The organism is Murdochiella vaginalis (assembly GCF_902381775.1).
Lineage (GTDB): Bacteria > Bacillota > Clostridia > Tissierellales > Peptoniphilaceae > Murdochiella > Murdochiella vaginalis.
Genome location: NZ_LR698969.1, coordinates 519015 through 539756, shown reverse-complemented (window position 1 = coordinate 539756; position 20742 = coordinate 519015). Strand labels below are relative to the sequence as shown.

General features: G+C 47.8%; 24 protein-coding genes. 15 read left to right on the top strand and 9 right to left on the bottom strand.

The window, feature by feature from the left end; all coding sequences use genetic code 11:
• Window positions 1-23: 23 nt before the first annotated feature.
• From FXY30_RS07555 to FXY30_RS02275, 11 genes are all read left to right on the top strand, one after another.
• Window positions 24-164, top strand: a complete 141-nt coding sequence (locus FXY30_RS07555; protein WP_172619973.1) for a hypothetical protein — start codon at window positions 24-26, stop codon at window positions 162-164.
• Between the two features lie 310 nt (window positions 165-474).
• Window positions 475-1011, top strand: a complete 537-nt coding sequence (locus FXY30_RS02310; RefSeq protein WP_071705134.1) for a LuxR C-terminal-related transcriptional regulator — start codon at window positions 475-477, stop codon at window positions 1009-1011.
• A gap of 87 nt (window positions 1012-1098) precedes the next feature.
• Entirely contained in the window at window positions 1099-1278 is a 180-nt protein-coding gene (locus FXY30_RS07550) for a hypothetical protein (RefSeq protein WP_162272130.1), read from the top strand.
• The gene (locus FXY30_RS02305) at window positions 1226-1540 is read left to right on the top strand and encodes a hypothetical protein (RefSeq protein WP_057002192.1); all 315 of its coding nucleotides are present in this window, start codon (window positions 1226-1228) and stop codon (window positions 1538-1540) included. The genes FXY30_RS07550 and FXY30_RS02305 overlap by 53 nt, the downstream gene beginning before the upstream one ends.
• A complete protein-coding gene (locus FXY30_RS02300; RefSeq protein ID WP_071705133.1) occupies window positions 1530-2657 on the top strand; it encodes a DUF2800 domain-containing protein in 1128 nt (375 codons plus the stop codon). Before FXY30_RS02305 ends, FXY30_RS02300 begins: the two co-directional genes overlap by 11 nt.
• Window positions 2658-3221 carry a DUF2815 family protein gene (locus FXY30_RS02295; RefSeq protein ID WP_071705132.1) on the top strand — a complete coding sequence of 188 codons (564 nt, stop codon included), beginning with the start codon at window positions 2658-2660 and terminating at the stop codon, window positions 3219-3221.
• A 10-nt stretch (window positions 3222-3231) separates the two neighbouring features.
• A complete protein-coding gene (locus FXY30_RS07545) occupies window positions 3232-3372 on the top strand; it encodes a hypothetical protein (protein WP_157885024.1) in 141 nt (46 codons plus the stop codon).
• A 67-nt stretch (window positions 3373-3439) separates the two neighbouring features.
• A complete protein-coding gene (locus FXY30_RS02290) occupies window positions 3440-5413 on the top strand; it encodes a DNA polymerase (protein WP_071705131.1) in 1974 nt (657 codons plus the stop codon).
• 269 nt (window positions 5414-5682) lie between these two features.
• Entirely contained in the window at window positions 5683-6354 is a 672-nt protein-coding gene (locus tag FXY30_RS02285) for a Rha family transcriptional regulator (RefSeq protein WP_022866306.1), read from the top strand.
• Window positions 6354-6755, top strand: coding sequence for a DUF7768 domain-containing protein (locus FXY30_RS02280; protein WP_022866305.1), 402 nt, complete (start codon window positions 6354-6356; stop codon window positions 6753-6755). Before FXY30_RS02285 ends, FXY30_RS02280 begins: the two co-directional genes overlap by 1 nt.
• Window positions 6752-8785, top strand: a complete 2034-nt coding sequence (locus FXY30_RS02275; RefSeq protein ID WP_071705130.1) for a phage/plasmid primase, P4 family — start codon at window positions 6752-6754, stop codon at window positions 8783-8785. Before FXY30_RS02280 ends, FXY30_RS02275 begins: the two co-directional genes overlap by 4 nt.
• Before the next feature lie 36 nt (window positions 8786-8821).
• Here FXY30_RS02275 and FXY30_RS02270 read toward each other — a convergent pair whose 3' ends face one another.
• The 7 genes from FXY30_RS02270 to FXY30_RS02235 all read right to left on the bottom strand — a co-directional run bounded on the left by FXY30_RS02270 (window position 8822) and on the right by FXY30_RS02235 (window position 13802).
• The gene (locus FXY30_RS02270) at window positions 8822-10591 is read right to left on the bottom strand and encodes a recombinase family protein (protein WP_083428150.1); all 1770 of its coding nucleotides are present in this window, start codon (window positions 10589-10591) and stop codon (window positions 8822-8824) included.
• Window positions 10588-10740 carry a hypothetical protein gene (locus FXY30_RS07540; RefSeq protein ID WP_157885023.1) on the bottom strand — a complete coding sequence of 51 codons (153 nt, stop codon included), beginning with the start codon at window positions 10738-10740 and terminating at the stop codon, window positions 10588-10590. Before FXY30_RS07540 ends, FXY30_RS02270 begins: the two co-directional genes overlap by 4 nt.
• A 92-nt stretch (window positions 10741-10832) precedes the next feature.
• Window positions 10833-11003, bottom strand: a complete 171-nt coding sequence (locus FXY30_RS02265; RefSeq protein WP_083428149.1) for a transposon-encoded TnpW family protein — start codon at window positions 11001-11003, stop codon at window positions 10833-10835.
• 476 nt (window positions 11004-11479) lie between these two features.
• Window positions 11480-11722, bottom strand: coding sequence for a helix-turn-helix domain-containing protein (locus FXY30_RS02250; protein ID WP_003431293.1), 243 nt, complete (start codon window positions 11720-11722; stop codon window positions 11480-11482).
• The gene (locus FXY30_RS02245) at window positions 11706-12143 is read right to left on the bottom strand and encodes a sigma-70 family RNA polymerase sigma factor (RefSeq protein WP_055219620.1); all 438 of its coding nucleotides are present in this window, start codon (window positions 12141-12143) and stop codon (window positions 11706-11708) included. Before FXY30_RS02245 ends, FXY30_RS02250 begins: the two co-directional genes overlap by 17 nt.
• A 473-nt stretch (window positions 12144-12616) precedes the next feature.
• On the bottom strand, window positions 12617-13600 hold the full coding sequence (gene rlmN, locus FXY30_RS02240) for a 23S rRNA (adenine(2503)-C(2))-methyltransferase RlmN (protein WP_002584956.1): 984 nt from the start codon (window positions 13598-13600) through the stop codon (window positions 12617-12619).
• Window positions 13601-13616: 16 nt separating this feature from the next.
• A complete protein-coding gene (locus tag FXY30_RS02235; protein ID WP_003431289.1) occupies window positions 13617-13802 on the bottom strand; it encodes a cysteine-rich KTR domain-containing protein in 186 nt (61 codons plus the stop codon).
• Window positions 13803-14201: 399 nt separating this feature from the next.
• Between FXY30_RS02235 and FXY30_RS02230 the strand changes: the two genes are divergently transcribed.
• The 4 genes from FXY30_RS02230 (at window position 14202) to FXY30_RS02215 (ending at window position 16846) form a co-directional block, all read left to right on the top strand.
• Window positions 14202-14558, top strand: a complete 357-nt coding sequence (locus tag FXY30_RS02230; protein WP_055219608.1) for a helix-turn-helix transcriptional regulator — start codon at window positions 14202-14204, stop codon at window positions 14556-14558.
• A 201-nt stretch (window positions 14559-14759) separates the two neighbouring features.
• Window positions 14760-15089, top strand: coding sequence for a plasmid mobilization protein (locus tag FXY30_RS02225; RefSeq protein WP_055219606.1), 330 nt, complete (start codon window positions 14760-14762; stop codon window positions 15087-15089).
• Complete coding sequence (locus FXY30_RS02220; RefSeq protein ID WP_071705129.1) at window positions 15050-16387, top strand: relaxase/mobilization nuclease domain-containing protein; 1338 nt, start codon at window positions 15050-15052, stop codon at window positions 16385-16387. The genes FXY30_RS02225 and FXY30_RS02220 overlap by 40 nt, the downstream gene beginning before the upstream one ends.
• 63 nt (window positions 16388-16450) lie before the next feature.
• Window positions 16451-16846: a hypothetical protein gene (locus FXY30_RS02215; RefSeq protein ID WP_007709549.1), complete on the top strand. Its 396-nt coding sequence runs from the start codon at window positions 16451-16453 to the stop codon at window positions 16844-16846.
• Window positions 16847-17038: 192 nt separating this feature from the next.
• Here the strand turns inward: FXY30_RS02215 and FXY30_RS02210 are convergent, their stop codons facing one another.
• A complete protein-coding gene (locus FXY30_RS02210; RefSeq protein WP_071705128.1) occupies window positions 17039-17248 on the bottom strand; it encodes a transposon-transfer assisting family protein in 210 nt (69 codons plus the stop codon).
• 4 nt (window positions 17249-17252) lie between these two features.
• Complete coding sequence (locus tag FXY30_RS02205) at window positions 17253-20651, bottom strand: YodL domain-containing protein (RefSeq protein ID WP_071705127.1); 3399 nt, start codon at window positions 20649-20651, stop codon at window positions 17253-17255.
• Window positions 20652-20742 lie beyond the last annotated feature (91 nt).

The window sequence follows — 20742 nt, the reverse complement described above, 5'->3', positions numbered from 1 at the left end:
AATTCAGAAGGGAGGCGATTTACATGGCGAGAAACACCAAGCAGACATCAGCGAAGATCGCTCGCAAGGCATCAACTGTCTTACGCGACGGTCGCTTCAGCAAGACGTCCAAAGCTGTAGCCGGAAGCGCTCTGGCGCAGACGAAGCCAAGCAAACGCAAGTAATCATTGCATTAGGCGGATGATGATCTGTTCTCACGTGTGAACACCCCATCTGCCAGCCCTTCGGGGCAACTCGTATCACGGGAACGTAACTGTTCCATTCAAAACTAAATCTAAGCCTGAATTACGTAATAGGGCGAGGGTTTGAAAAGAACTATTTTAGGTCGAAAGGCCTGAAACAAGCGTTTTTCACACCTTCTCTTTTCTGCGCCCTATTTTCAGGTTGTCTGTTCAAGAGTCGGTGTCAAAATGCACCGGCTCTTTTCATTTCCTCGCTCCTTAACCGCAAGTCAGGCGGACAAGGAGTCAAGAAATGTCAAAGAAAGAAAATCATGTATCAAAGATTTATATTCGCGGTCTCGGTCTGGTCGAGACAAGCCCTGAACACAAGAAAGACTACGAGAACGAATGCGCCCGTATCCGCATGAAGATGCAGTATCACGGCGAATGCCACGTCACCAAGGCAAACATCAACCGCTGCGATGGCATATGCGTCGGCTGTCCATTTCGTTCTGCCGGGAAGTTTGTCTCCATCCATGACACCGTACAAACAGACAGCGCGCTTACCTACGCCGATGTGCTTCCTGCATCGGAAGCGTATTCACCGGAAGGCGTCCTTGCGCGTAAAACTTTGCGCGAAGAACTCAGCCGTATTTTCGCAGGTCTCACGGACGAGGAGCGCCAAATCATCCGTCTTGTTGTCGCCGGTCAATCCGAGCGCGACATGGCAGAAATCCTCGGCATCAAACGTACCACACTGAACTACCGAAAACGTCAGCTTTTTGCTCGGCTGAAAAGCCGGCATCCGGAGCTTCGTGACCTTCTTTTGGATCTCATCTCTTATTCCTAAACCTTAAACCTTCGTCCAACGTCCCTCCCTTTCTTCAGGGAGGGATAGAGGGGCAAAACGGCAGGCCCCGAAGGAAAGGAGGTAGCCATGAGACCACAAAGCAATGTGCCGGGTGTGACAAGAGAAGAACTCATCGAAGTGCTCTCTGCCATATCAATTATCACCAAAGACCTGACAAGAAAACTGATTCAGACAAAGAAAGGAGGCAATCCTTATGGGACAAATGAAAAAGATGAAAGCTGTTATAGACGACCTACATTCCTGTAGCGAACAACTAAGCGATATCGCTGCCGAGCTGGAAGCGATGTTCAGCACGGCACCGGAAGAAGTGACGGTTCCTGCAAAAACGCCAAAGCCGGAGCTGAAGCTTGAAGACGTGCGGGCCGTCTTAGCGGACATCTCCCGTGCGGGTCACACCGCAGAAGTGCGCGCCCTGATCGAAAAGTACGGCGCGGACAGACTCTCTAAAGTTGATCCGAAAAATTACGAAGCACTGCTTCGTGATGCGGAGGTGCTACATGAAGGCTAAACATGCGCTGCTTTCCGCATCAAGTGCCTATCGCTGGCTTGCCTGTCCGCCCTCGGCTCTGCTTTCGGCAAAGTATGAGGACACGTCAAGCTCTTATGCACAAGAAGGCACCGCGGCGCACGCTCTTGCCGAGTACAAGGTGCTGAAAGCGTTAGGCAGGAAAGCCGATGATCCGACGGAGAATCTTGATTATTTTAACGAGGAAATGGATGAAGCGACCGATGCCTATGCCGGCTACGTGCTGGAGCAAGTCGCCGAAGCTAAAAAGGCAACGATTGATCCAATCGTTCTGGTGGAACAGCGTGTGGACTTTTCCACCTATGTACCGGATGGTTTTGGTACTGCCGATGCCCTCATCATCGCCGACGGCAAGCTTTCCATCACAGATCTCAAATATGGACAGGGCGTGCTCGTTGAAGCCGATCATAATCCGCAGCTCATGTGCTATGCCCTCGGGGCCTATGAGATGTTTTCTGCGCTCTATGACATTGAGACCGTATCGATGACGATCTTTCAGCCACGGCGTGACAGCGTATCCGTCTTTGAGATGAAAGCATCGGATCTGCTGGACTGGGCAGAGAACACACTCAAACCAAAGGCGGAACTTGCCGCCGAAGGTAAAGGCGACTTTACAGCCGGCGAACATTGCCGCTTCTGCAAGGCAAAGGCCGACTGCCGAGCCAGAGCGGAAGCCAATCTCGCGCTGGCAAGATATGACTTTGCCCTTCCGCCTACCTTAACCGATGCGGACATCGAAGCGATTTTGCCTCTTCTTGATGAACTTACAAGCTGGGCGGAAGACATCAAGGCCTATGCCCTGACACGTGCAGTGGCAGGAAAAGAGTGGTACGGATATAAGCTCGTCGCAGGAAGAAGCAACCGTAAATACGTAAACGAAGATGCCGTCGCAAAGAAGGTATCCGATGCAGGCTTTAATCCTTATGAGGAAAAGCTCCTCGGCATCACCGCTATGACCAAGCTCTTAGGCAAAAACCGCTTTGAGGAGCTGCTTGAAGGCTTAATTGAAAAGCCGCAAGGAAAACCAACCCTCGTGCCGGAGTCCGATAAACGTCCGGCCATGAATTCAGCAAAAGAAGATTTTAAGGAGGAAAATTAAATGTCAAAATTTACAAACCCGATGAAGGTTATCACAGGAAAAGACACTCGCTGGAGTTATGCCAACGTGTGGCAGCCAAAATCCATCAACGGCGGCACACCGAAGTACAGCGTTTCGCTCATTATCCCCAAGTCCGATACCGTCACTTTAGGGAAAATCAAAGCTGCCATCGAAGCCGCCTACAAGGAAGGTGAAGCCAAACTCAAAGGAAACGGCCGCTCGGTACCCGCACTTGCGGCAATCAAAACGCCGCTTCGTGATGGAGATGCTGAACGTCCGGACGATGAGGCGTATGCAAACAGTTATTTTGTAAATGCCAACTCCACCACCAAGCCGGGCATCGTCGATGCCGACCGAAATGAAATCATCGACAGCTCCGAAGTTTACTCAGGCGTTTACGGCCGCGCGTCCATCAATTTTTATGCGTTCAACTCCAACGGAAATCGCGGCATCGCCTGTGGTCTCAACAACCTGCAGAAAATCCGTGACGGCGAGCCGCTCGGCGGTCATGCTTCTGCCGCAGAAGACTTTGCAACCGATGATGACGATGACTTCTTGAGCTAAGAGGTGTGCCATGACAAATCTACTTGATTTCATGTGCCAGCTCATCTTATCGATGGCTGTCGGATTCACCTTCGGTGCCGCCTTTGCCAACGTGCTCATTGCAAGGCTTGAAAAGCGCGAGAAGAAAAAGAACGACACCACAACCCGTTAAAAGCAAATGATGCGGAGAGGCAGACTGGAGATGCAGTCTGCCTTTCTGCCATTTAGGAGGTGAAATTTTGAAAACACTTAGCATTGATATAGAGTCATTTTCGTCCGTTGAACTGGCCAAAGCAGGCGTATATAAGTACGCCGAAGCGCCTGATTTTAACATTCTGCTCTTCGGCTGCTCGATCGATGGCGGTGAAGTTCGGGTCATCGACCTTGCACAAGGCGAACAAATCCCCAACGTCATTCTGGATGCATTGACAGACGACACCGTTATTAAATGGGCATATAACGCGAATTTTGAGAGAGTTTGTTTATCTCGCTATCTATCGGATATCGGCATAAGCCTTGATCCCTTTCATGACCATCATCCGCTTTCAACAGAGATGGCAAGATTTCTTAATCCCGCCTCTTGGCGCTGTTCGATGGTCTGGGCAGCAACTTTGGGTCTTCCACTATCACTGGAAGGTGTCGGTACAGTACTCGGCCTTCAAAATCAAAAGATGAAAGAAGGTAAAGACCTCATCCGATATTTCTGCATGCCGGACAGGCAAACCGGAAAACGACATCTTCCCTCTGATGCACCGGACATGTGGAAAACCTTCAAGGCCTACAACAAGCGCGATGTCGAGGTGGAACTTTCCATCAAAGAGAGGCTCAAAAATTACCCTGTGCCGGATTTTCTCTGGGACGAATACGCCATTGATCAGGAGATTAACGACCGCGGCGTGAAAGTCGATCTTACTTTAGCGAATGCAGCCGTTGAGATGGACAGGCGCTCAAAGGATGAGCTCATCACCAAGATGAAAGCCATCACTAACTTGGAGAATCCGAATTCGGTCGTTCAGATGAAAGACTGGCTTGCCCAAAACGGTATGCCCACGGAGTCGCTCGGCAAAAAGCAAGTCGCAGAACTGATTCAAACCGCACCGCCTAAGCTGCGGGATGCTCTTATGCTTCGCAGTCAGCTTGCCAAATCCTCGGTTAAGAAATATCAGACGATGCAAAATGCCGCCTGTAAAGATGGCAGAGTTCGTGGCATGTTTCAGTTTTACGGGGCCAACCGTACAGGGCGCTGGGCAGGAAGACTCGTGCAAATGCAAAATCTCCCCAGAAACCACCTGCCGGATCTTGGCGCTGCCAGAGCGCTGGTGAGAGTAGGAGATTTTGAAGCTGTTAAATTCCTCTACGAAGATGTACCGGACACCTTATCCCAGCTGGTACGGACCGCTTTTGTTCCAAAGGAAGGTCATAAGTTCATCGTTTCCGACTACTCAGCCATTGAAGCCAGGGTTATCGCCTGGTACGCAGGGCAGCAAGATTCCCTCGATGCCTTTGTAGCCGGAAAAGACCTTTACTGCGAGACGGCATCGCGAATGTTCGGGGTACCCGTCGTTAAACACGGTATCAATGGAGAACTCCGCCAAAAAGGGAAAATAGCAACACTGGCCTGTGGCTATGGCGGCTCGATCGGAGCCTTAAAAGCGATGGGCGCGCTTGAGATGGGACTTTCCGAAGAAGAATTAAAACCCATCGTTGATGCTTGGCGATCTGCCAATCCGAAGATCGTCAGATTCTGGTGGGACGTGGATCGTGCCATCCTTGAAGCTGTCCGCCATAAGAAAGTCACCAAGACACACGGTCTCACCTTTCGCTGCCGTTCCGGCATGCTCTTCATCATGCTGCCCTCCGGAAGGGCCTTAGCCTATGTAAAACCAAAGCTCGATGAGAACCGCTTCGGATCTCCCTGCGTCACCTATGAGGGTGTCATCACCGGAAAGAAATGGGATCGCATTGACTCCTACGGTCCAAAGTTCGTGGAAAATATCGTGCAGGCAACTGCTCGTGACATCTTGGCCTATGCCATGCGGACACTTCATAACTGCTCGATTGTTATGCATATCCATGATGAGGTCGTGATTGAAGCCGATCCTCGTATGTCCCTTGATGCAGTCTGTGAACAGATGAGCCGCACGCCGCCGTGGGCTGAAGGCTTGCCGCTCAAAGCCGACGGCTATGAGTGCGAGTTTTACAAGAAAGATTAAAAAGTCTCGGCTACCAAAACGGTAGTCGAGATTGTTTTAAGGGAGTGAACGTTTCGTTCACTCTATGAGAGCGATGCTGCTCAATAACACTTTGTTATTGAGTTTTCAAGGGTGTCACTTTTCGCTACCTCCTTTTGCGGTTTTAGCAATCTGAGCAGTGGCATGTTTTTTATTTTCTCTAAAAAGTTCGTCCAAACCATCTCCGTTTCTTCAGGAAGTGATGAGGGCAGCAATGGTGCTCCCTCCATCTGTAGAAACGGAGGTTTTTAATGCAAGAACTAATTCCAAAAGACGAATACGGAGTATTCGCAGACAACCATGACACAGCTCGTGTCGATTCAAGAGCAATTGCGCAATTTTTCGAGAAAGAACACTTCCATATCCTGCGCGACATTCAAAAACTCACTGAATCCAAATCTGGATTGAGTGAACAATTTGTTAAGCTCAATTTTGAGCTCAGTAGTTATAAGGACAATACCGGACGAAAACTGCCCTGTTACTACTTAACTCGTGATGGTTTCACCATGTTGGCAATGGGATACACCGGCAAAAAGGCAATGCGGTTCAAAGAACTCTATATCAAGCGTTTCAACGAAATGGAAACCTTCATCAAAACGCTGGTATCGGCAAGACAGGAGTTCCCACTGCTGACGGAAAACATCCAGCTTCTCCATGACAACCCGAAACCATATCACTACTCGAACGAATGCAATATGCTTAACCGCATCGTGCTTGGCATGGATGCCAAGCATTACCGAGAAGTACACGGCATCGATAAAGGAACATCCATACGTCCGTATCTTTCGCAAGATGAAATCTCCATGCTCAACATTTTGCAAAAAGTCGATGTCGGACTGCTTGTTGCCGTCCCTGATTTTCAGCAACGAAAACGCTACCTCGAATGGTATGCCATGAAACTACAAATCAAGGAGGTGCGCTGATGGAAAACCTATATCAAAACGCAGAAGGCTACGCGGATCCGACCGCCTATGAAGCAATCTTTAAGACGCATCGCTATCCTTATATGCCGCTTGTCTATATCGCCTCTCCTTATGCTGGAGATGTTGAGAAAAACACCGAAGCCGCCAAGCGCTATGCCCGCTTTGCCGTTGATCAAGGCTTTATCCCAATCGTGCCCCATCTCATGTATCCGCAGTTCATGGATGAGAAAAGCGAACGTGAGCTGGCGCTTTTCTTCGGACAAATCCTGATCGACAAATGCACCGAGCTTTGGGCATTTGGAAAACCCTCTCTCGGTATGACCAAAGAGATCGGATATGCCAAATACCACAGGCGAAACGTTCGCTATTTCACCGAGGACTTGAAGGAGGTTGAAGAATGAGAATCAGCTATTCGAATGTTCGCGGCAAGAAAACAAATACAAGCTATCCCTTTATTGCAGAGATCAAAACGGCAGACGACCTGAAAAAGGTCGCTGCCTTTGATCACGTCTGTGCGATTTACAAGGATGGCTATAACCAGCGCAAGAAGCTCATCAAAGGCTACAGAAGCAATAAAACCTTTCAGGAATCCGACTGTCTGCCGCTGGACTGTGACAACGTATCTTCCGATCCATTAGCTTCAGATATTCCACCTGCTGAGTGGAAAACCCCGAAAGATGTTCAAGCGGCTTATCCTGACGTGCGCTTTTTTGTGGTTTATTCCCGAAATAACATGAAGGAAAAGGACGGAAAAGCCGCGCGTCCCAAGTTTCACATCTACTTTCCTCTGAAAACTTCCATAAGCGATGCGAAGCTATATAACCGCCTTAAGAAAAAAGTGCGGGCAAGGTTTCCCGCCTTCGATGATGGTGCACTTGACGCGGCGCGTTTCTTCTTCGGTGTTGAGAATCCACAGGTTGAATATTTCGATGGTACTTTTTGCATTGATGAATTTATGAGCCGTGCCAATGCCAAAATCACAGAAGGCGCGCGAAACACTACCATGTCCCATTTTGCAGGACTTGTGCTCAAGAAATATGGCACCGATGATAATAAAGCGCATGAAGCCTATCTTGAGGAAGCAAAAAAATGCACACCTCCGCTTTCTGAAGAAGAACTCAGCAGCATCTGGAACAGTGCAGTCGGTTTTTACAACAGCACCATCAAAGCGGATAAAAATTATATCTCGCCTGCTGAATACAACAGCATGGAATTCGAAGAAAGTCTCATCCCGTCTGACTTTACCGATGTCGGACAGGCAAAAGCCTTTCTCGAAGCGGCTACTGACAAGGTCATCTATGTCAAAGGTCTCGGTCTCTATTATTTCACGGGAAAAGTCTGGAAAGACGATGACCTCTTAGTGCAGAAAGCGCTGCAGGGATTTACCCATAAGCAGCTCTGCCTTGCGTGGAAAATGATGAATGAAGCGGAAAGTGATGAAACACAGGAAAAAGCGGAAGCCTTCTACAAGTTTGTCTTAAGCCGCCGGAAATCTTCCAACATCAAGGCAACTATCACTGAGCTGAAACCGATGGTGCAAGTCGATGTGAAAATGCTTGATAAAGACGGTTTTCTCTTAAACACGCCGGACGGGACGGTGGATCTTCGCAGCGGAAAATTGCGGACGCATGATCCGAAGGACTACTGCACCAAAATTTGTGCTGTATCACCAAATGACAAAGGTATGGACGAATGGCTCCGGTTCCTTCGTGATTTCACCTGCAAAGACAAGGCTCTCGAAGATTACCTGCAGCTGGAATCCGGTGTAGAGTGCATCGGAGAAGTCTTAAATGAAAATCTTGTGATCCAGTACGGTGAAGGCGGAAACGGTAAATCCACCTTCAATAACGCCAAGTTCTATGTTTTAGGAGACTACGCCGGTACCATCTCCGCCGAGCTGTTAACCGTAAAGCCGACCAAGAACAAAGGTGCGGAGCTTGCCGAGACACACAACAAGAGGCTTATTCTCGCAGCCGAGCTACCCGAAGGGAAAAGGCTCGACTCAGGCTCTTTGAAAAATCTCTCCAGCACAGATCCCATCCATGCTGAGAAAAAATTTGAAGCACCATTTAACTTCATCCCGACGCATACGACGGTGCTTTATACCAACCATCTGCCCAAAGTCGGGACCATCGACAAAGGCACCTGGGACCGCCTGATCGTTATTCCTCTAAAGGCAAATTTCAGGGGTGCCAAGGGAGAAATTAAGAACTATGCCAAGGTGCTGTCCGAGCGATGCGGCGGAGCAATTCTCTCGTGGATGATTGCGGGAGCAAAAAGATACATCTCTTCCGGTTTCAAACTGGTACCACCAAAGTGCGTCCAAGATGCCATGAACGCTTATCGTGAAGAAAACGACTGGATCAGCCATTTCTTAAGTGATTGCTGTGAGGAAGAAAAAACAGCTACCCAAAATGGGGCGGTGAATTAAGAAAACATTTTAGCAAGGAACGGTGTAGCCAAACGGCTATGCCGTTCTTTGCTGTTTTTCCGTTGTATTTTGGGCTTTTTCTTTCGCCCGTTCAAAATCAAATGCACCGATGAAGTTATATACAATCGTGATTTCCCTTGTCTTGGATTTTTTGTCGGTATGGGAAACTTCGATACGATCTATAAACTCCCGTAGCATAGCAGCGTCAAGCTGCTGCATATCGGTGTACTTCTTTACCGCGCTGATAAACGCTTTAACGTTGGTCTTTTGTTTTTCCTGCTGCTTGATTTCTTCCCGTAGCACTTCTGCCATAGCTTTTAGATTGCTCTGCTCCAATTCGTAATCATGGGACATTTTGATAAACCGTTCGTCAGATAATTTCCCGGTTACATTGTCCTCATATAAATGCATAAACAGATTATCCAACTCGGCAATACGGCTTTCGGCTTTGGAAAGTGTTTCGCGCTTGCAGGAAAACTCTGCGTCGCGCTCTCGCAAACGGCTGTCTGCTGCTTCCTGCACAAACTCGGCTTCATACTCTGTTACATAGTCGATTGCTTCCCGTAGGTTTTTCAAAACGATTTCATACAGAACAACATTTTTGATTGAATGGGTCGTACACAAGTCTTTGCCTTTGCGATAGGTTGAACAGATAAAATATTTCTGTTCTTCGGTGAAGTTCGTTGCTCGGCATTGATACATTTTACCGCCGCACTCTGCACAATAAAGCAGCCCGGAGAAAATACCCATATCGCCCATTTTGGTGGGGCGGCGGCGGGATTTGCGTATGTTCTGCACAATGAGAAATACACTTTCCTCTACAATCGGCGGCTGCGTGTTCTCAAAGATCACCCATTCGGACGGGTCGTTCCACAACTTCTTTTTGCTCTTGTAGGATTGCTTGCGGGTTTTGAAGTTTACAGTATGCCCTAAATACTCTATCTTTTCAAGCATACGGGAAACCGTTTCATTCGTCCACTTGTACGGGTTTGCCCCCGGCTTCGGCTTGTTGCCGACTTTCATACCCTTTGACAACCAATAGAACGTAGGATTGAGGATTTCGCTTTTCTCTAACCATTTTGCAATTTGTGTCGGTCCCATGCCGGAAACGCACAATGCGAAAATCTGCTGCACAACGGCTGCGGCTTCCTCGTCAATAATCCACTTCTTTTTGTTGTTGGGGTCTTTCATATAGCCATAAGGCGGGATTGTAGTAAGGTGTTCGCCGGATTTTCCCTTTGATTGCCAAGTAGCGCGTATCTTCTTTGAAGTGTCGCGGGCATACATTTCATTGAACACGTTGCGGATTGCGGTAAACTCGTTTTCGCCCCGCGTACTGTCAACTCCGTCATTGACCGCGATAAAATGCACGCCAAAATCGGGGAACAGCATATCGGTGTAGAAACCGACTTGCAGATAATCACGCCCGAAACGGGACATATCTTTGACGATAACGCGCTTGATTTTTCCAGCTTTTATATCGGCAAGCATACGTTGAAATCCGGGACGGTTGAAGTTTGTACCGGAATACCCGTCGTCCTCGTCATAATGTCGATAAGCGGTAATTCCATGCTCCCGGCAGTACCGTTCCAAAATCTTCTTTTGATTGGCAATACTGTTGCTCTCGCCATCTAATTTGTCCTCTTGTGAAAGGCGTTCATATAAAGCCGTTATGCCCTCGTCCTGCGCTTCCTGCTGCTGATCGCGCACATAGAATTGCAAGACATTATTTGAAATGGCTTCGCGGACTTCTTCGCTTAACACTTTAGGAACAGCAATCTGCTGAAAAGAAAATGTCTTTGTCATTTGCGCTCACCGCCTTTTGCGGTAAGTGCTGCATACCCGTTGGGGGCTGCGTGATAAAGAAGTCTTTGCATTTGATTGTCAAGGTACAAAGTATCTGTTTTATGTACCGCACAAACATAGTATGCGGTTAATTTATCCGACTGTTTCATGTTACCTCCTATTCCGACAGCCGGACAAACAGGTTATGTATATTATACCACAAAACCCGTCGTCCGTCTGCAATAGGATTACATTTTCGGCATTATACCGGGCTTTTTCCCCGGTTTAAGTCATTTTGGATTAAGCGGCGTACCTTTGTCGCGGCGTCCTCTTTTACACCGTCTTTAACAACGGCTTTGACAATATAGGTAATATCCCCGATTTTGTATTCGCGCACAACCGGGGATTTTGTTGTTTGCTTCATTTGTTCCATAATGTAAAATCCCCCTTTCGTGGGATAACAAAAAGATTAAAAATGAAAGGCAGAAACGAACGGCTGTCAGCGGCAGCACCGCGGGAGTTTCACCCCTGCTCATTTAAGGCAGCTTTATCCAATGCCTGCGACGCTCTTAACGCTCGGACTATGGCTATAAAGGCGTTTCGTCCCGCCTATATGTCGTCGCCCACAAGCTGCTAAACCTGTTTTGCAGCGCGGTATTTCTCGCTCGGCTTCCCCTGTGTGAAAAGCTGTCCTGGCGTACCCGCTGTTCGGCTCGATATAAGCGGTATGTATTCGTTTGCCTGTTATACTGCGCCGCCGTTATCTTGCGGGCTTTCTTTATCAAGGAACAATAAGGCTTTGTCAGCCTGTAAAAGCATACCGTTTCCGATATGCTTTTACGGAACGACAAACAGCCCATAACGGGAAGCGTGGAAAGGGGTACACGCTCCCCGCATGGGCTTAAAGAGTTAGCCTACATGAAACGCAAGAGTGCGGGTAATAAGGCGCACTTGCAGCCTGTTACGCATTTCTTCGTCCACATAGGAGTAAGTATTGCCCGCGTCGTCTTTCAGCGTTCGGGTACAAAGTTTCGCTATGTAACCCTCGTAATGCTTCAAGATCGCGCACATGGCGTTTGTGTCGCCGTTTGCCGCTGCGGAAATGACAGGGAACGGCAACAGATTTTCAGATTTCCTAACGGTGTTCATCATCTGCTTTTCCCTCCAAATACTGTTTGATCTTCGCAAGCGCGGATTTCCTGTGCCGGAAAACCGTCGTGCGTACAACATTCAGCAGTTCGCCAATTTCCGCGTCGCTCATATCCAAGAAGTAGGACAAGAGAACAATATCGCGTTTCCTTTCGGGCAAAGCGTTAAGGGCTTCGGCAAGCAGTTCATTTTTGACGAGTACATCAAAGCCGGACACTTGAAAACGGTAATAATCGCTTTCGTATTCGTCCGTCGTGAAAAGCTGCGCGAGTTCGCTTTCGCTCAAATCCGAAAAAGTTACTTCGCGGGCTGCGCGTTTCGCAAGGGTGCGGCGGTAGCTTTTCGCTTCGCCTACCAACGTTTTCTTTGCCAATGCGTCATACTGATGTTGTATTCTTTCCTTGTCGGAAGAAGATAGCTCCATAGAGTTCACCTCCTTCCCGCGTGGAGTAGAGGACGGGAGTTAAAGGCTTGTCCTCTCTGCCCCTTTCGCTCCGTACCCGTTCGGGAGATGGCTCTTTGTTGCTCCTTTCAAAAATAAATTGAAATAAACAAAATGCGCCCGTCCGCAAGACGCGGACGAGCGCAAAGGAAATGTAAGCAGTAGCTAAATGTATTGACAGTTCACATTCATAGCCGGAATATCCCGCTTGCGGAGCATAGCTTTTTTTGACCGCAAAGCATTAGGCGGGTTACAGTAAATAAAAATGGACACGGCGATACCTCCCCGATACCGCCGTATCCTTAAAAAAGGGCGACTTTAATACACTACCCGCAATCCATTCTATAATAGGGAACAGCGGCTTTTGCGCAATATTAAATAAAAAAGCCGATAACACATAGGTTTTTTGACCTAATGCGTTATCGGCTCTGCGTCTATGCGTCTGGCACTTTTAATCATTTTTTTTTGAATTTATTATATGTGTTAGCTAACTGTCCACAAGCCGCGTTAATCTCTCTGCCATGAGAAACTCTCATAGTAACTTCAAGTCCTGCTTGCTCTAATTGATGTTTGAATGCAACTATTTCCCGTTTCTGTGGTGCTTTAATTCTTGAATTGCTTGTTGGGTTGTATTGTAACACGTTAATCATAACTTTTTTGCCCCGAAACCATTTTGCAAGTTGTCTTACATCTGAGGGCCGGTCATTTATACCCGGTAAAAGCAAATACGCAAAGACAATTTTGCGATTATGCCTTTCAGAATAGGATAAGGCTTGCTTAACAACATCTTCAATAGCATATATGCGCATGTGAGGAATAATACGATTTCTTGCAGATTGTGTTGCTGCGTGTAAAGATATTGTCAACTGAATTTTAAGATGTTCCTCGCGCAATTTTTTTAATTGATCGACCGGACCAACTGTTGATATGGTAATGCCGTCGGTTGGAAAGTTGAGCCCATATCTATCTCGGAGAATATGGATTGCTTTTATCAAGTTGTCATAATTGAATAAAGGCTCTCCCATACCCATAAAAACGATACGGTTTACTTTTCGACGCAACAATATAATCTGTTGTACGATTTCTGACGATGTTAGATTACGAACAAAGCCATTTCGCCCGGACTCACAAAAAATACAACCAACAGGACAACCGACTTGTGTGCTCACGCAAACAGTTCCACCATCTCGCCGCTTGATAAAAACCGTTTCAATGTATTTGTTGTCTTTCAGTTCGTAAACATACTTTTCAGTATCACTGCTTTTGCAAATATTTTTTACCAACATTGATAGATTTTTTTTGCGTGGTAATTGCTTATATAATTCTTCATATAAGGCTTTTGCTTCATTCTCGCCAATAACTTCCGACATTTCTTTGTAAGTAAATCCGTATGGATCATTCCGTACTTCCGCAGGCGTATATTTAGGTAAACGTTTCATTTTTATATCCTTTCTTCTAAATAATAAAAGTTTGTTTTTCTGTATTTTTGATTACAATCTCTAATTTTTCTACATCAATGATATGCGTCAATTTGCATTTAGGGCAGAAAAGAGGAAAATCTTTTAATACAGTATTATGAAATACTTGAACTCTCGTCTTTCCGTTACAAATCGGACATTTTATCCAATATTTTTTAAGCATTATATTTCACTCGTCCTTTTTACACAAAAAAATGCAGGTCAATCCTCAACATGAGCATTGACCTGCATTTATAATGCACAGAGCAGTACAACAAAACTAAGGCATAGCTTGCACTATGTCTATACTATATCTATACGTCGTTAGTTTTTTGTATAGCATCCGCAAAATAAGCATGACAAAAAAGCCCATGTTGAAAATGGGAAAATCCTTTTTTTCAATGCTTATCTAATACGCATGCTATGCAACATAAACGCCGCCTCCTTTTACATAAATTTTATTTTATCAGAAAATCAGTCTACTGTCAATACACAACAGGAAGTATTTAACCTAATGATATGAATTGTATAGACATATCCAAGAAGAAAGGTGAACAGTAGAATGTAATAGGGTGAATGAATAATGGCAAAAAGACCTGTACCATTGTACGATTTTAAGGCTTTCGGGGCAGCCATAAAAGCCGCGAGAAAAGAATACAAAGAGAGCCGCAAAAAGGTTTGCGACGAGTTATATATCTCACCGCGTTACCTTGCGAATATCGAGAACAAGGGACAACAGCCGAGTTTACAGGTGTTCTATGACCTTGTAACCCGTTATCATATTTCGGTAGATCAATTTTTCTTTCCGAACAGCAACGCGGAGAAATCCACCGGGCGGCGGCAGCTTGACGCGCTGCTGGATGGTATGAGCGATAAAGGCATACGGATTGTAACCGCAACGGCAAGGGAGATAACGGAAGTCGAACAAGCAGAGGACTAACCTCACAATATGGGAAACAGGAGATTGCAGCGCATGGCGGCTGCAATCTTTTTTTGCGTCCAAAATTAACAGGAACGCGCAACAAATACCGCCTTTCGGTGGGGGTATGGAGTAGATAGCAAGCACAGCAAACGAGTACCCGTTTGCGGAAAATGCTTGTTGGGATAATCCCAAACCCTTATACCGAAAGGCGGCGCGGAAATGGAAAACCGAAAGAGAAATATACAGATGAAGTTTTACGTTACGGAAGAAGAAAAGCGGCTGATCGACGAGAAGATGAAGCAGCTTCCTATCCGGCAATACGGCGCATACTTCCGTAAAATGGCGATAGACGGGTATATTCTTGTCGTTGACCGAAGCGACACGAAAGCATATATCCGGGAACTGCAAGCGGTGAGCCGGAACATCAACCAAATTGCAAAACGCGCCAATGCGACGGGGACAGTTTACAGGCAGGACATAGAGGACATTAAAAAGGCGGTGGACGAGATATGGCGGTTACAAAGACGCACCCTATTAAATCAACCTTAAAGGCTGCGATAGACTATATCTTAAATCCCGAAAAGACAGACGGGAAGCTGCTTGCGTCCTCTTTCGGCTGCGGGCTGGAAACCGCCGATATTGAGTTTGCATGGACGCGGGAAGCTGCCGGAGATCGCGGCACACATTTAGGGCGGCATTTGATACAGTCTTTCGCGGTGGGAGAAACCACCCCGGAAGAAGCGCACAAAATCGGAATGGAACTTGCCGGGGCGGTGTTAGGCGGCAAGTATGAGTTTGTTTTGACAACCCACGTCGATAAAGACCATTTGCACAATCACTTGATTTTTAACTCGGTCAGCTTCGTTGACTACAAAAAGTACCATTCCAACAAACAAAGCTATCACCATATCCGGCGTACCAGCGACAGGATATGTAAAGAGCATGGGCTATCCGTCGTCGTGCCGGGACAGGACAAGGGGAAAAGCTATGCGGAATATACCGCCGAAAAGCAAGGTACAAGCTATAAAGCCAAGCTGAAAACGGCAATAGATACCCTCATTCCCCAAGTGAAAGATTTTGACGAACTGCTGCGCCGCTTGCAGGAAATGGGGTATGAAATCAAACAGGGCAAGTATATTTCTTTCCGCGCCGCCGGACAGGAACGGTTTACCCGCGCAAAGACGCTCGGCGCGGCATATACGGAAGAAGCGATAAAGGAACGTATCAAGGGCGTGTATGCTGCCAAAGCAAAAACGCTGCGGGAAGATAAGAAAATCCGGCTTGTCGTTGATCTTGAAAACAGTATCAAAGCCCAACAGTCGGCGGGCTATGAGCGGTGGGCGAAAATCCACAATCTGAAACAGGCTGCTAAAAGCATGAACTTCCTAACCGAAAACAAGATTGAGTATTACAGCGAACTTGAAAGCAGGATAGCCGATATTATGACCGCCCATGACGCGGCGGCAAAGGCGGTTAAGGAAGTGGAACAGCGTATGTCTGATTTGTCGCTGCTTATCAAGCACACCACCACATACCGACAGTTAAAACCGATTTACGATGAATACCGAAAATCGCCGGACAAGGAAAAGTATCTGCGGGGACATGAAAGCGAAATTATCCTGTTTGAAGCTGCGGCAAGGGCATTAAAGGAAATGCAGATAAAGAAGCTGCCCGATCTCGCCGCGCTGCGTAAGGAGTATAGCAGCTTAAACGACAGGAAAAGCAAATTGTATGAGGATTATCGGCAAGCCAAGAAGCAAATGCAGGAATACGGCGTTGTCAAAAAGAACGTTGACAGTATTCTATATCCGTCCCAAAGCAGGGCGAAAGAACAGGAACGGGGCTAATAGATTTTTTCACAAAAACCTGTTACAATCAAACTGTATTCAAAGAACAAAGGAAGTGTATATATGGGCTATTTAGCGGCGGCGGGAGCCTATTTAATAATCGGTCTTGTAGTTAGCTTTATCCTTATGGTAGTGGGGCTTTTTATCGGGCATATCATTGTTTTTGACAGTATCGCCCTCGGTATTATATCCGGCGTGTGCTGCAATCACTTTTTCACGCTGCACCCTGCATTATGCGTGCTGATCGGCGCTGCTGTATTCGCGCTGCTGCTGTTTCTCCAAAAAACACGCTTTGGATTTTGGGTAATCGGGGTGCTGCTGTCCGCTGCCTGGGCGGTTATTTTCGGGCTGCTGGCGTTTATTATCTCCAATGCAGATCAACTTTGGTTTTATGTGGTCTGCGGGCTTGCTTTTATCATCATGCTGCTTCTCCATATCAAGGCAAGAGATAAAGCATAAAACAAGGGTAGCAAGTGGAACGTTAAGGGCTGAAAATGGCTGTATTTCTGCGGCTTCCAGAGCGCGAAAACGGCATAGACGATACTTTATACTCAAACCTCAAAAAGTGCCTTTCTAATGTTCCACGAAAACGCAAAAAAGAATGGGGCGCGGTGCCAACAATCGGCAGCCGCGCCCCCGTTTCGTTAAGGCTTATTCGTCGTCGGTGAGAGTAAAGACAGTTTCGGAAAATGCGCTGTCCGTCATGGCTTGCAGCTTATTTACCGCTGCGGCGGCAAGCTGGCGCATATCCTCGTCCATGTAGGGCATGGCAGAGTTGATATTATCAATCGTCCTTTCCCGGCTATCCTCGGCGTAAATCGCAATTATGTTTTCTTCCTCAATGGTAAAGCGGATATTCATACTATCAAACCTCCAAATCCTTTTTCTGCTCTTTCTGCTTGTCTTTCGGCTGCTGCGCCGCCTGTTTTTTATACTCGTCCAGCTTCTTCAAAATGGACGGTTTCTTTTGCGGCAGCTCCCGTTTCTCGGCTTTTACCGCTTTCGCAAGGTCGGTAACGGAGATCGCTTCGCCCGCCTTTGCCCGCTGCTCCAAGTCTGCGACGGTGGGCGTTTGCGGCGTGTTATTGATAATCCCGTCAAAGTTGTTGTCGTTCTGCTCTACAATGTCCTCAACGTGCTTTAAGGGATTATCCCGCTGCGGCTGCTCGGCGGCTATGGCATAAGCCTGTGTGCCATTTCCCATAATGAGATACTTCCCGTCCTCCGACGCATGATGAAAACCAAAGCCCGCCGCTTCGATCTGTTCGCGGCTCATGTCGGTAATATGAAAATTGCCTCTCGGCGTTCTGACGGTTTCGCCCGTCATAAGGCTTTCGGGGGTCGCTTCCGGCTGCTGCTTTTCAAGCTGCCCGTCCTTGTAGGAATACCCTTGTGCCGCAATTGCTTCAAGGGTCTTGCCTGTAACGTCGCCATAAATCCGCTTGTCTGCGTCTACAAGCAGTTGCAGCGTATCTTTTACGGTATCGGATAGGGCTTGCTGCTGTTCGGGAGATAGCTTATCAAATACGGGGGTCTGCTGCGCTTGTTCCTGTAAAAACTCCGGCACCTGCTGAAAACCTATGCTGTCTACATAGTGGGCGGTGTTCTCGCCGTTCTGATGAAGCACAACAATGTCGGAAACGGAAAGGCTATGCCCCTTAAAATCGTCGGGGCGGTCGATATTAAACTTTTCCCAAATGCCGCCAAGCGTCATATCCTTTGTAAGCGGCGCGGTATAGACGAGTTCATAATTTGCCCGGTCAACGGTATGCCCCGTTGCTTGCAGACGGTCGAAAGGCTCAAAGCGCAAATCCATAGTTTCCTCTCTGCGGGCTAACTGATAAATCCCGTAGCTGTCCTCCTTGCCGTTGAGAAGCAAGGTTTCTTTTGTTTTCGCTTCCTGCTCCTGCTCGGCTTGCCGCTGCTGCTGCAATTCAGTAAAATGCCCCTCGATCTCGGTAATGAGTTCCTTTGCGGTTGCCTGTATCGTTTCAAGGGACGCTTTTAATTCGGTCATTTCCTTGCCGCTGCTCCACCCGGCAACATAGCCGAAAGAGTAATCCGACGTATCAAGCCCGAAATGCTGACACACCGTATAGGCAACGCTTTCAGCCTGTACCTCGCGGCTGCGGCGGTCAACGCGGTTTTGTTCCTCCGGCGGGGCGTTCAAGTCTACATCGTGCAGCTTCGCATGGGCGATTTCGTGAATGGCGGTCTTTACCGCCTGTAACTCGCTCACGCCCTCTTTGATTGCAATACGCTTGTCGGTCAAACTGAAATACCCATTTGCGCCGTTTGTGATCTGCTCAAATGCAATCGGGACGGGGGACGCTTTTTCAAGGGCGGCGAAAAAATCCTCGTACTGCTCCACATCGGCAAGCAGCGGTTTAACGGAAAGGTCGGGAAACTCCTTGCCCTCGGTCTGCGAAATATCAAAGACGGTTATAACCTTAAAGGCGGGGACGGTGATTTCCTTTTCTTCCTTAATCGGCTTTCCCTCGCGGTCAAGCATGGGCTTTCTCGTTTCGGGGTCGATTTTATCAACCAGCTTTTTCACCTTGTAGGGCGCGGGGGCAAAGATTTTAATGCCTTTCTCGCCCTTTTTTACATGACGGTCAAACTCCTTTTCCCATTGACGGAAGCCCATTACCAAATTGCCGCCCTGCATAGCAATTAGGATAGTGTTATTCAAACTATAATCATGGAACTTCGACATAGCGGTTAGAAACTCTTTGTAGCGGTCGCTGTCAAAAATCGCTTGTACGCCTTGCTCCAAACGGGCGGTGATCTCCTTTACCTTTTCGGCGGGCTTTTCGGAAGTAAGGACAATGGGGACGACGGGGCGGGGCTGCTGCGGCTCGGCGGTAGGTGTTTCTATCTGCTGCGCTTCGGCTGCGTCCATATAGGCTTTGTCCTGTTCGCTGCGCTCCGGCTGCGGGTAACTCATAATCTTGTATTCCTCTGGCACTTCGCGCCCCTCAAACTGTCGTTCCCACTCGTCGCCGCTTTCCACGATATAGCCGTATTCAGTAAACGCACCCTTTTCCTGCGCGGCGGCGTTCCTGCCAAAAGTAGTAAGGTCAATGCCGCCTTTCCATTCTTCGGGCATTTGTACCATGCCGGATTGATTTAAGTAATAATCGCCTAAATCGCGGTAGGTATGTACTTCGGGGATATGGACGTAAAAATCCACGTTGTAGGTGAAGTCAATTACCTGTCCGATATTTGCAAGCCCGTTTTTCTGCTGCAAAGCTGCGTTCAGCTTGCCAACCTCGGCGGGGTCAAGCTGTTCGAGCCGCGCTGCAAGAAAATTGAGTTCGTCCACGTCGGCGGCGCATACCATTTCATAAGGCAAAGCAATATGTTTCTCCGGGTCGTCGGAATAGCCGCGAATGGAAAAATCCTGCGGGTTGTCGGCGGTAATGCCTACGTTCCGCATAGCTTCGTGTAACTGCTCCTTTGTGGCGGGCATATCCAGCCAATAACCGTCGGGGTCGCCCGCTTCAAAACGGCTGCGGTTGCCAATCATAATAGAAAACTGTTCGCTCATGTGTTCACGCTCCTTTTGCTGCCCGGTAGTTTCGGGGATAGCTGCCGCCTGTGGCTGCTGCTGCGGGGGTTCCTCGCCCTCAATGGTATAGCCCGGTAAAAGCATACCGTTTACTTTGAAATGCTCGGCGTACTCCTGCGGGATAGGCGGGGAGATTTCCGTAAACAGACGGTCGTATGCTTTGATACGTCCATTCAGATACTTTTCCATAGCCGCCTTGTCGGAAAAAACCTTTCTATCCTGTCCGGCGATCTTCGCTTGCCCGTTCCTGTTTGGGCTGTTGGTGTAAACGCCCCATGTAAGGGAATAAGAGTAAGGGACGCTTTGCTGCTTCTCCCTGTCGTAACGGGTGTTCTCGTAAATGTGGTAGTTCATCTGATATACCCGGTTGCTGCGGGTGTATCGGTCATATTCGCCTTTCCGCCACTCGTTAGAAGTGTGCTGCACAACGGTTGTCCTTGTGTATTCAATCGCTTTGTCAAGCAAAAGCGTTTTGCCCGCCTGTTCCTCCCATGCGGCAGCTCGGCTTGAGAGATCGTTAAAAATCGCCTGTTCCGCTGCCGCGCTTTCCTCGCGCATGGCGTGTAGCTGTTCCAGCGGCAAGGAAATATAGGGGGCAATATCCCTGTCTTTTGCTTCAAAATATATCCGGCGTTCTATCCGCATGGTTTCGGCGGTTTCCAATTTGTCATGGTCGTATGAAGAATACGGCATATTGTTTCATCACGTCCTTTCTCGATTTTTAAGGGTTTGGGACTATCCCAACAAGCAAAATGCCCGCGCCGTTCCAAGAGCAGCGCGGGCA

Bases quoted from the DNA above. Each gene is read 5' to 3' on its own strand.
- FXY30_RS02285 (WP_022866306.1), top strand. From the start codon at position 5,683: ATGCAAGAACTAATTCCAAAAGACGAATACGGAGTATTCGCAGACAAC.
- FXY30_RS02265 (WP_083428149.1), bottom strand. From the start codon at position 11,003: ATGGAACAAATGAAGCAAACAACAAAATCCCCGGTTGTGCGCGAATAC.
- FXY30_RS02310 (WP_071705134.1), top strand. From the start codon at position 475: ATGTCAAAGAAAGAAAATCATGTATCAAAGATTTATATTCGCGGTCTC.
- FXY30_RS02270 (WP_083428150.1), bottom strand. From the start codon at position 10,591: ATGACAAAGACATTTTCTTTTCAGCAGATTGCTGTTCCTAAAGTGTTA.
- FXY30_RS02305 (WP_057002192.1), top strand. From the start codon at position 1,226: ATGGGACAAATGAAAAAGATGAAAGCTGTTATAGACGACCTACATTCC.
- FXY30_RS02210 (WP_071705128.1), bottom strand. From the start codon at position 17,248: ATGAATATCCGCTTTACCATTGAGGAAGAAAACATAATTGCGATTTAC.
- rlmN (WP_002584956.1), bottom strand. From the start codon at position 13,600: ATGAAACGTTTACCTAAATATACGCCTGCGGAAGTACGGAATGATCCA.
- FXY30_RS07540 (WP_157885023.1), bottom strand. From the start codon at position 10,740: ATGAAACAGTCGGATAAATTAACCGCATACTATGTTTGTGCGGTACAT.
- FXY30_RS02275 (WP_071705130.1), top strand. From the start codon at position 6,752: ATGAGAATCAGCTATTCGAATGTTCGCGGCAAGAAAACAAATACAAGC.
- FXY30_RS02235 (WP_003431289.1), bottom strand. From the start codon at position 13,802: ATGCTTAAAAAATATTGGATAAAATGTCCGATTTGTAACGGAAAGACG.
- FXY30_RS07550 (WP_162272130.1), top strand. From the start codon at position 1,099: ATGAGACCACAAAGCAATGTGCCGGGTGTGACAAGAGAAGAACTCATC.
- FXY30_RS02280 (WP_022866305.1), top strand. From the start codon at position 6,354: ATGGAAAACCTATATCAAAACGCAGAAGGCTACGCGGATCCGACCGCC.
- FXY30_RS07545 (WP_157885024.1), top strand. From the start codon at position 3,232: ATGACAAATCTACTTGATTTCATGTGCCAGCTCATCTTATCGATGGCT.
- FXY30_RS02215 (WP_007709549.1), top strand. From the start codon at position 16,451: ATGGGCTATTTAGCGGCGGCGGGAGCCTATTTAATAATCGGTCTTGTA.
- FXY30_RS02225 (WP_055219606.1), top strand. From the start codon at position 14,760: ATGGAAAACCGAAAGAGAAATATACAGATGAAGTTTTACGTTACGGAA.
- FXY30_RS02245 (WP_055219620.1), bottom strand. From the start codon at position 12,143: ATGGAGCTATCTTCTTCCGACAAGGAAAGAATACAACATCAGTATGAC.
- FXY30_RS02295 (WP_071705132.1), top strand. From the start codon at position 2,658: ATGTCAAAATTTACAAACCCGATGAAGGTTATCACAGGAAAAGACACT.
- FXY30_RS02300 (WP_071705133.1), top strand. From the start codon at position 1,530: ATGAAGGCTAAACATGCGCTGCTTTCCGCATCAAGTGCCTATCGCTGG.
- FXY30_RS02220 (WP_071705129.1), top strand. From the start codon at position 15,050: ATGGCGGTTACAAAGACGCACCCTATTAAATCAACCTTAAAGGCTGCG.
- FXY30_RS02230 (WP_055219608.1), top strand. From the start codon at position 14,202: ATGGCAAAAAGACCTGTACCATTGTACGATTTTAAGGCTTTCGGGGCA.
- FXY30_RS02205 (WP_071705127.1), bottom strand. From the start codon at position 20,651: ATGCCGTATTCTTCATACGACCATGACAAATTGGAAACCGCCGAAACC.
- FXY30_RS02250 (WP_003431293.1), bottom strand. From the start codon at position 11,722: ATGATGAACACCGTTAGGAAATCTGAAAATCTGTTGCCGTTCCCTGTC.
- FXY30_RS07555 (WP_172619973.1), top strand. From the start codon at position 24: ATGGCGAGAAACACCAAGCAGACATCAGCGAAGATCGCTCGCAAGGCA.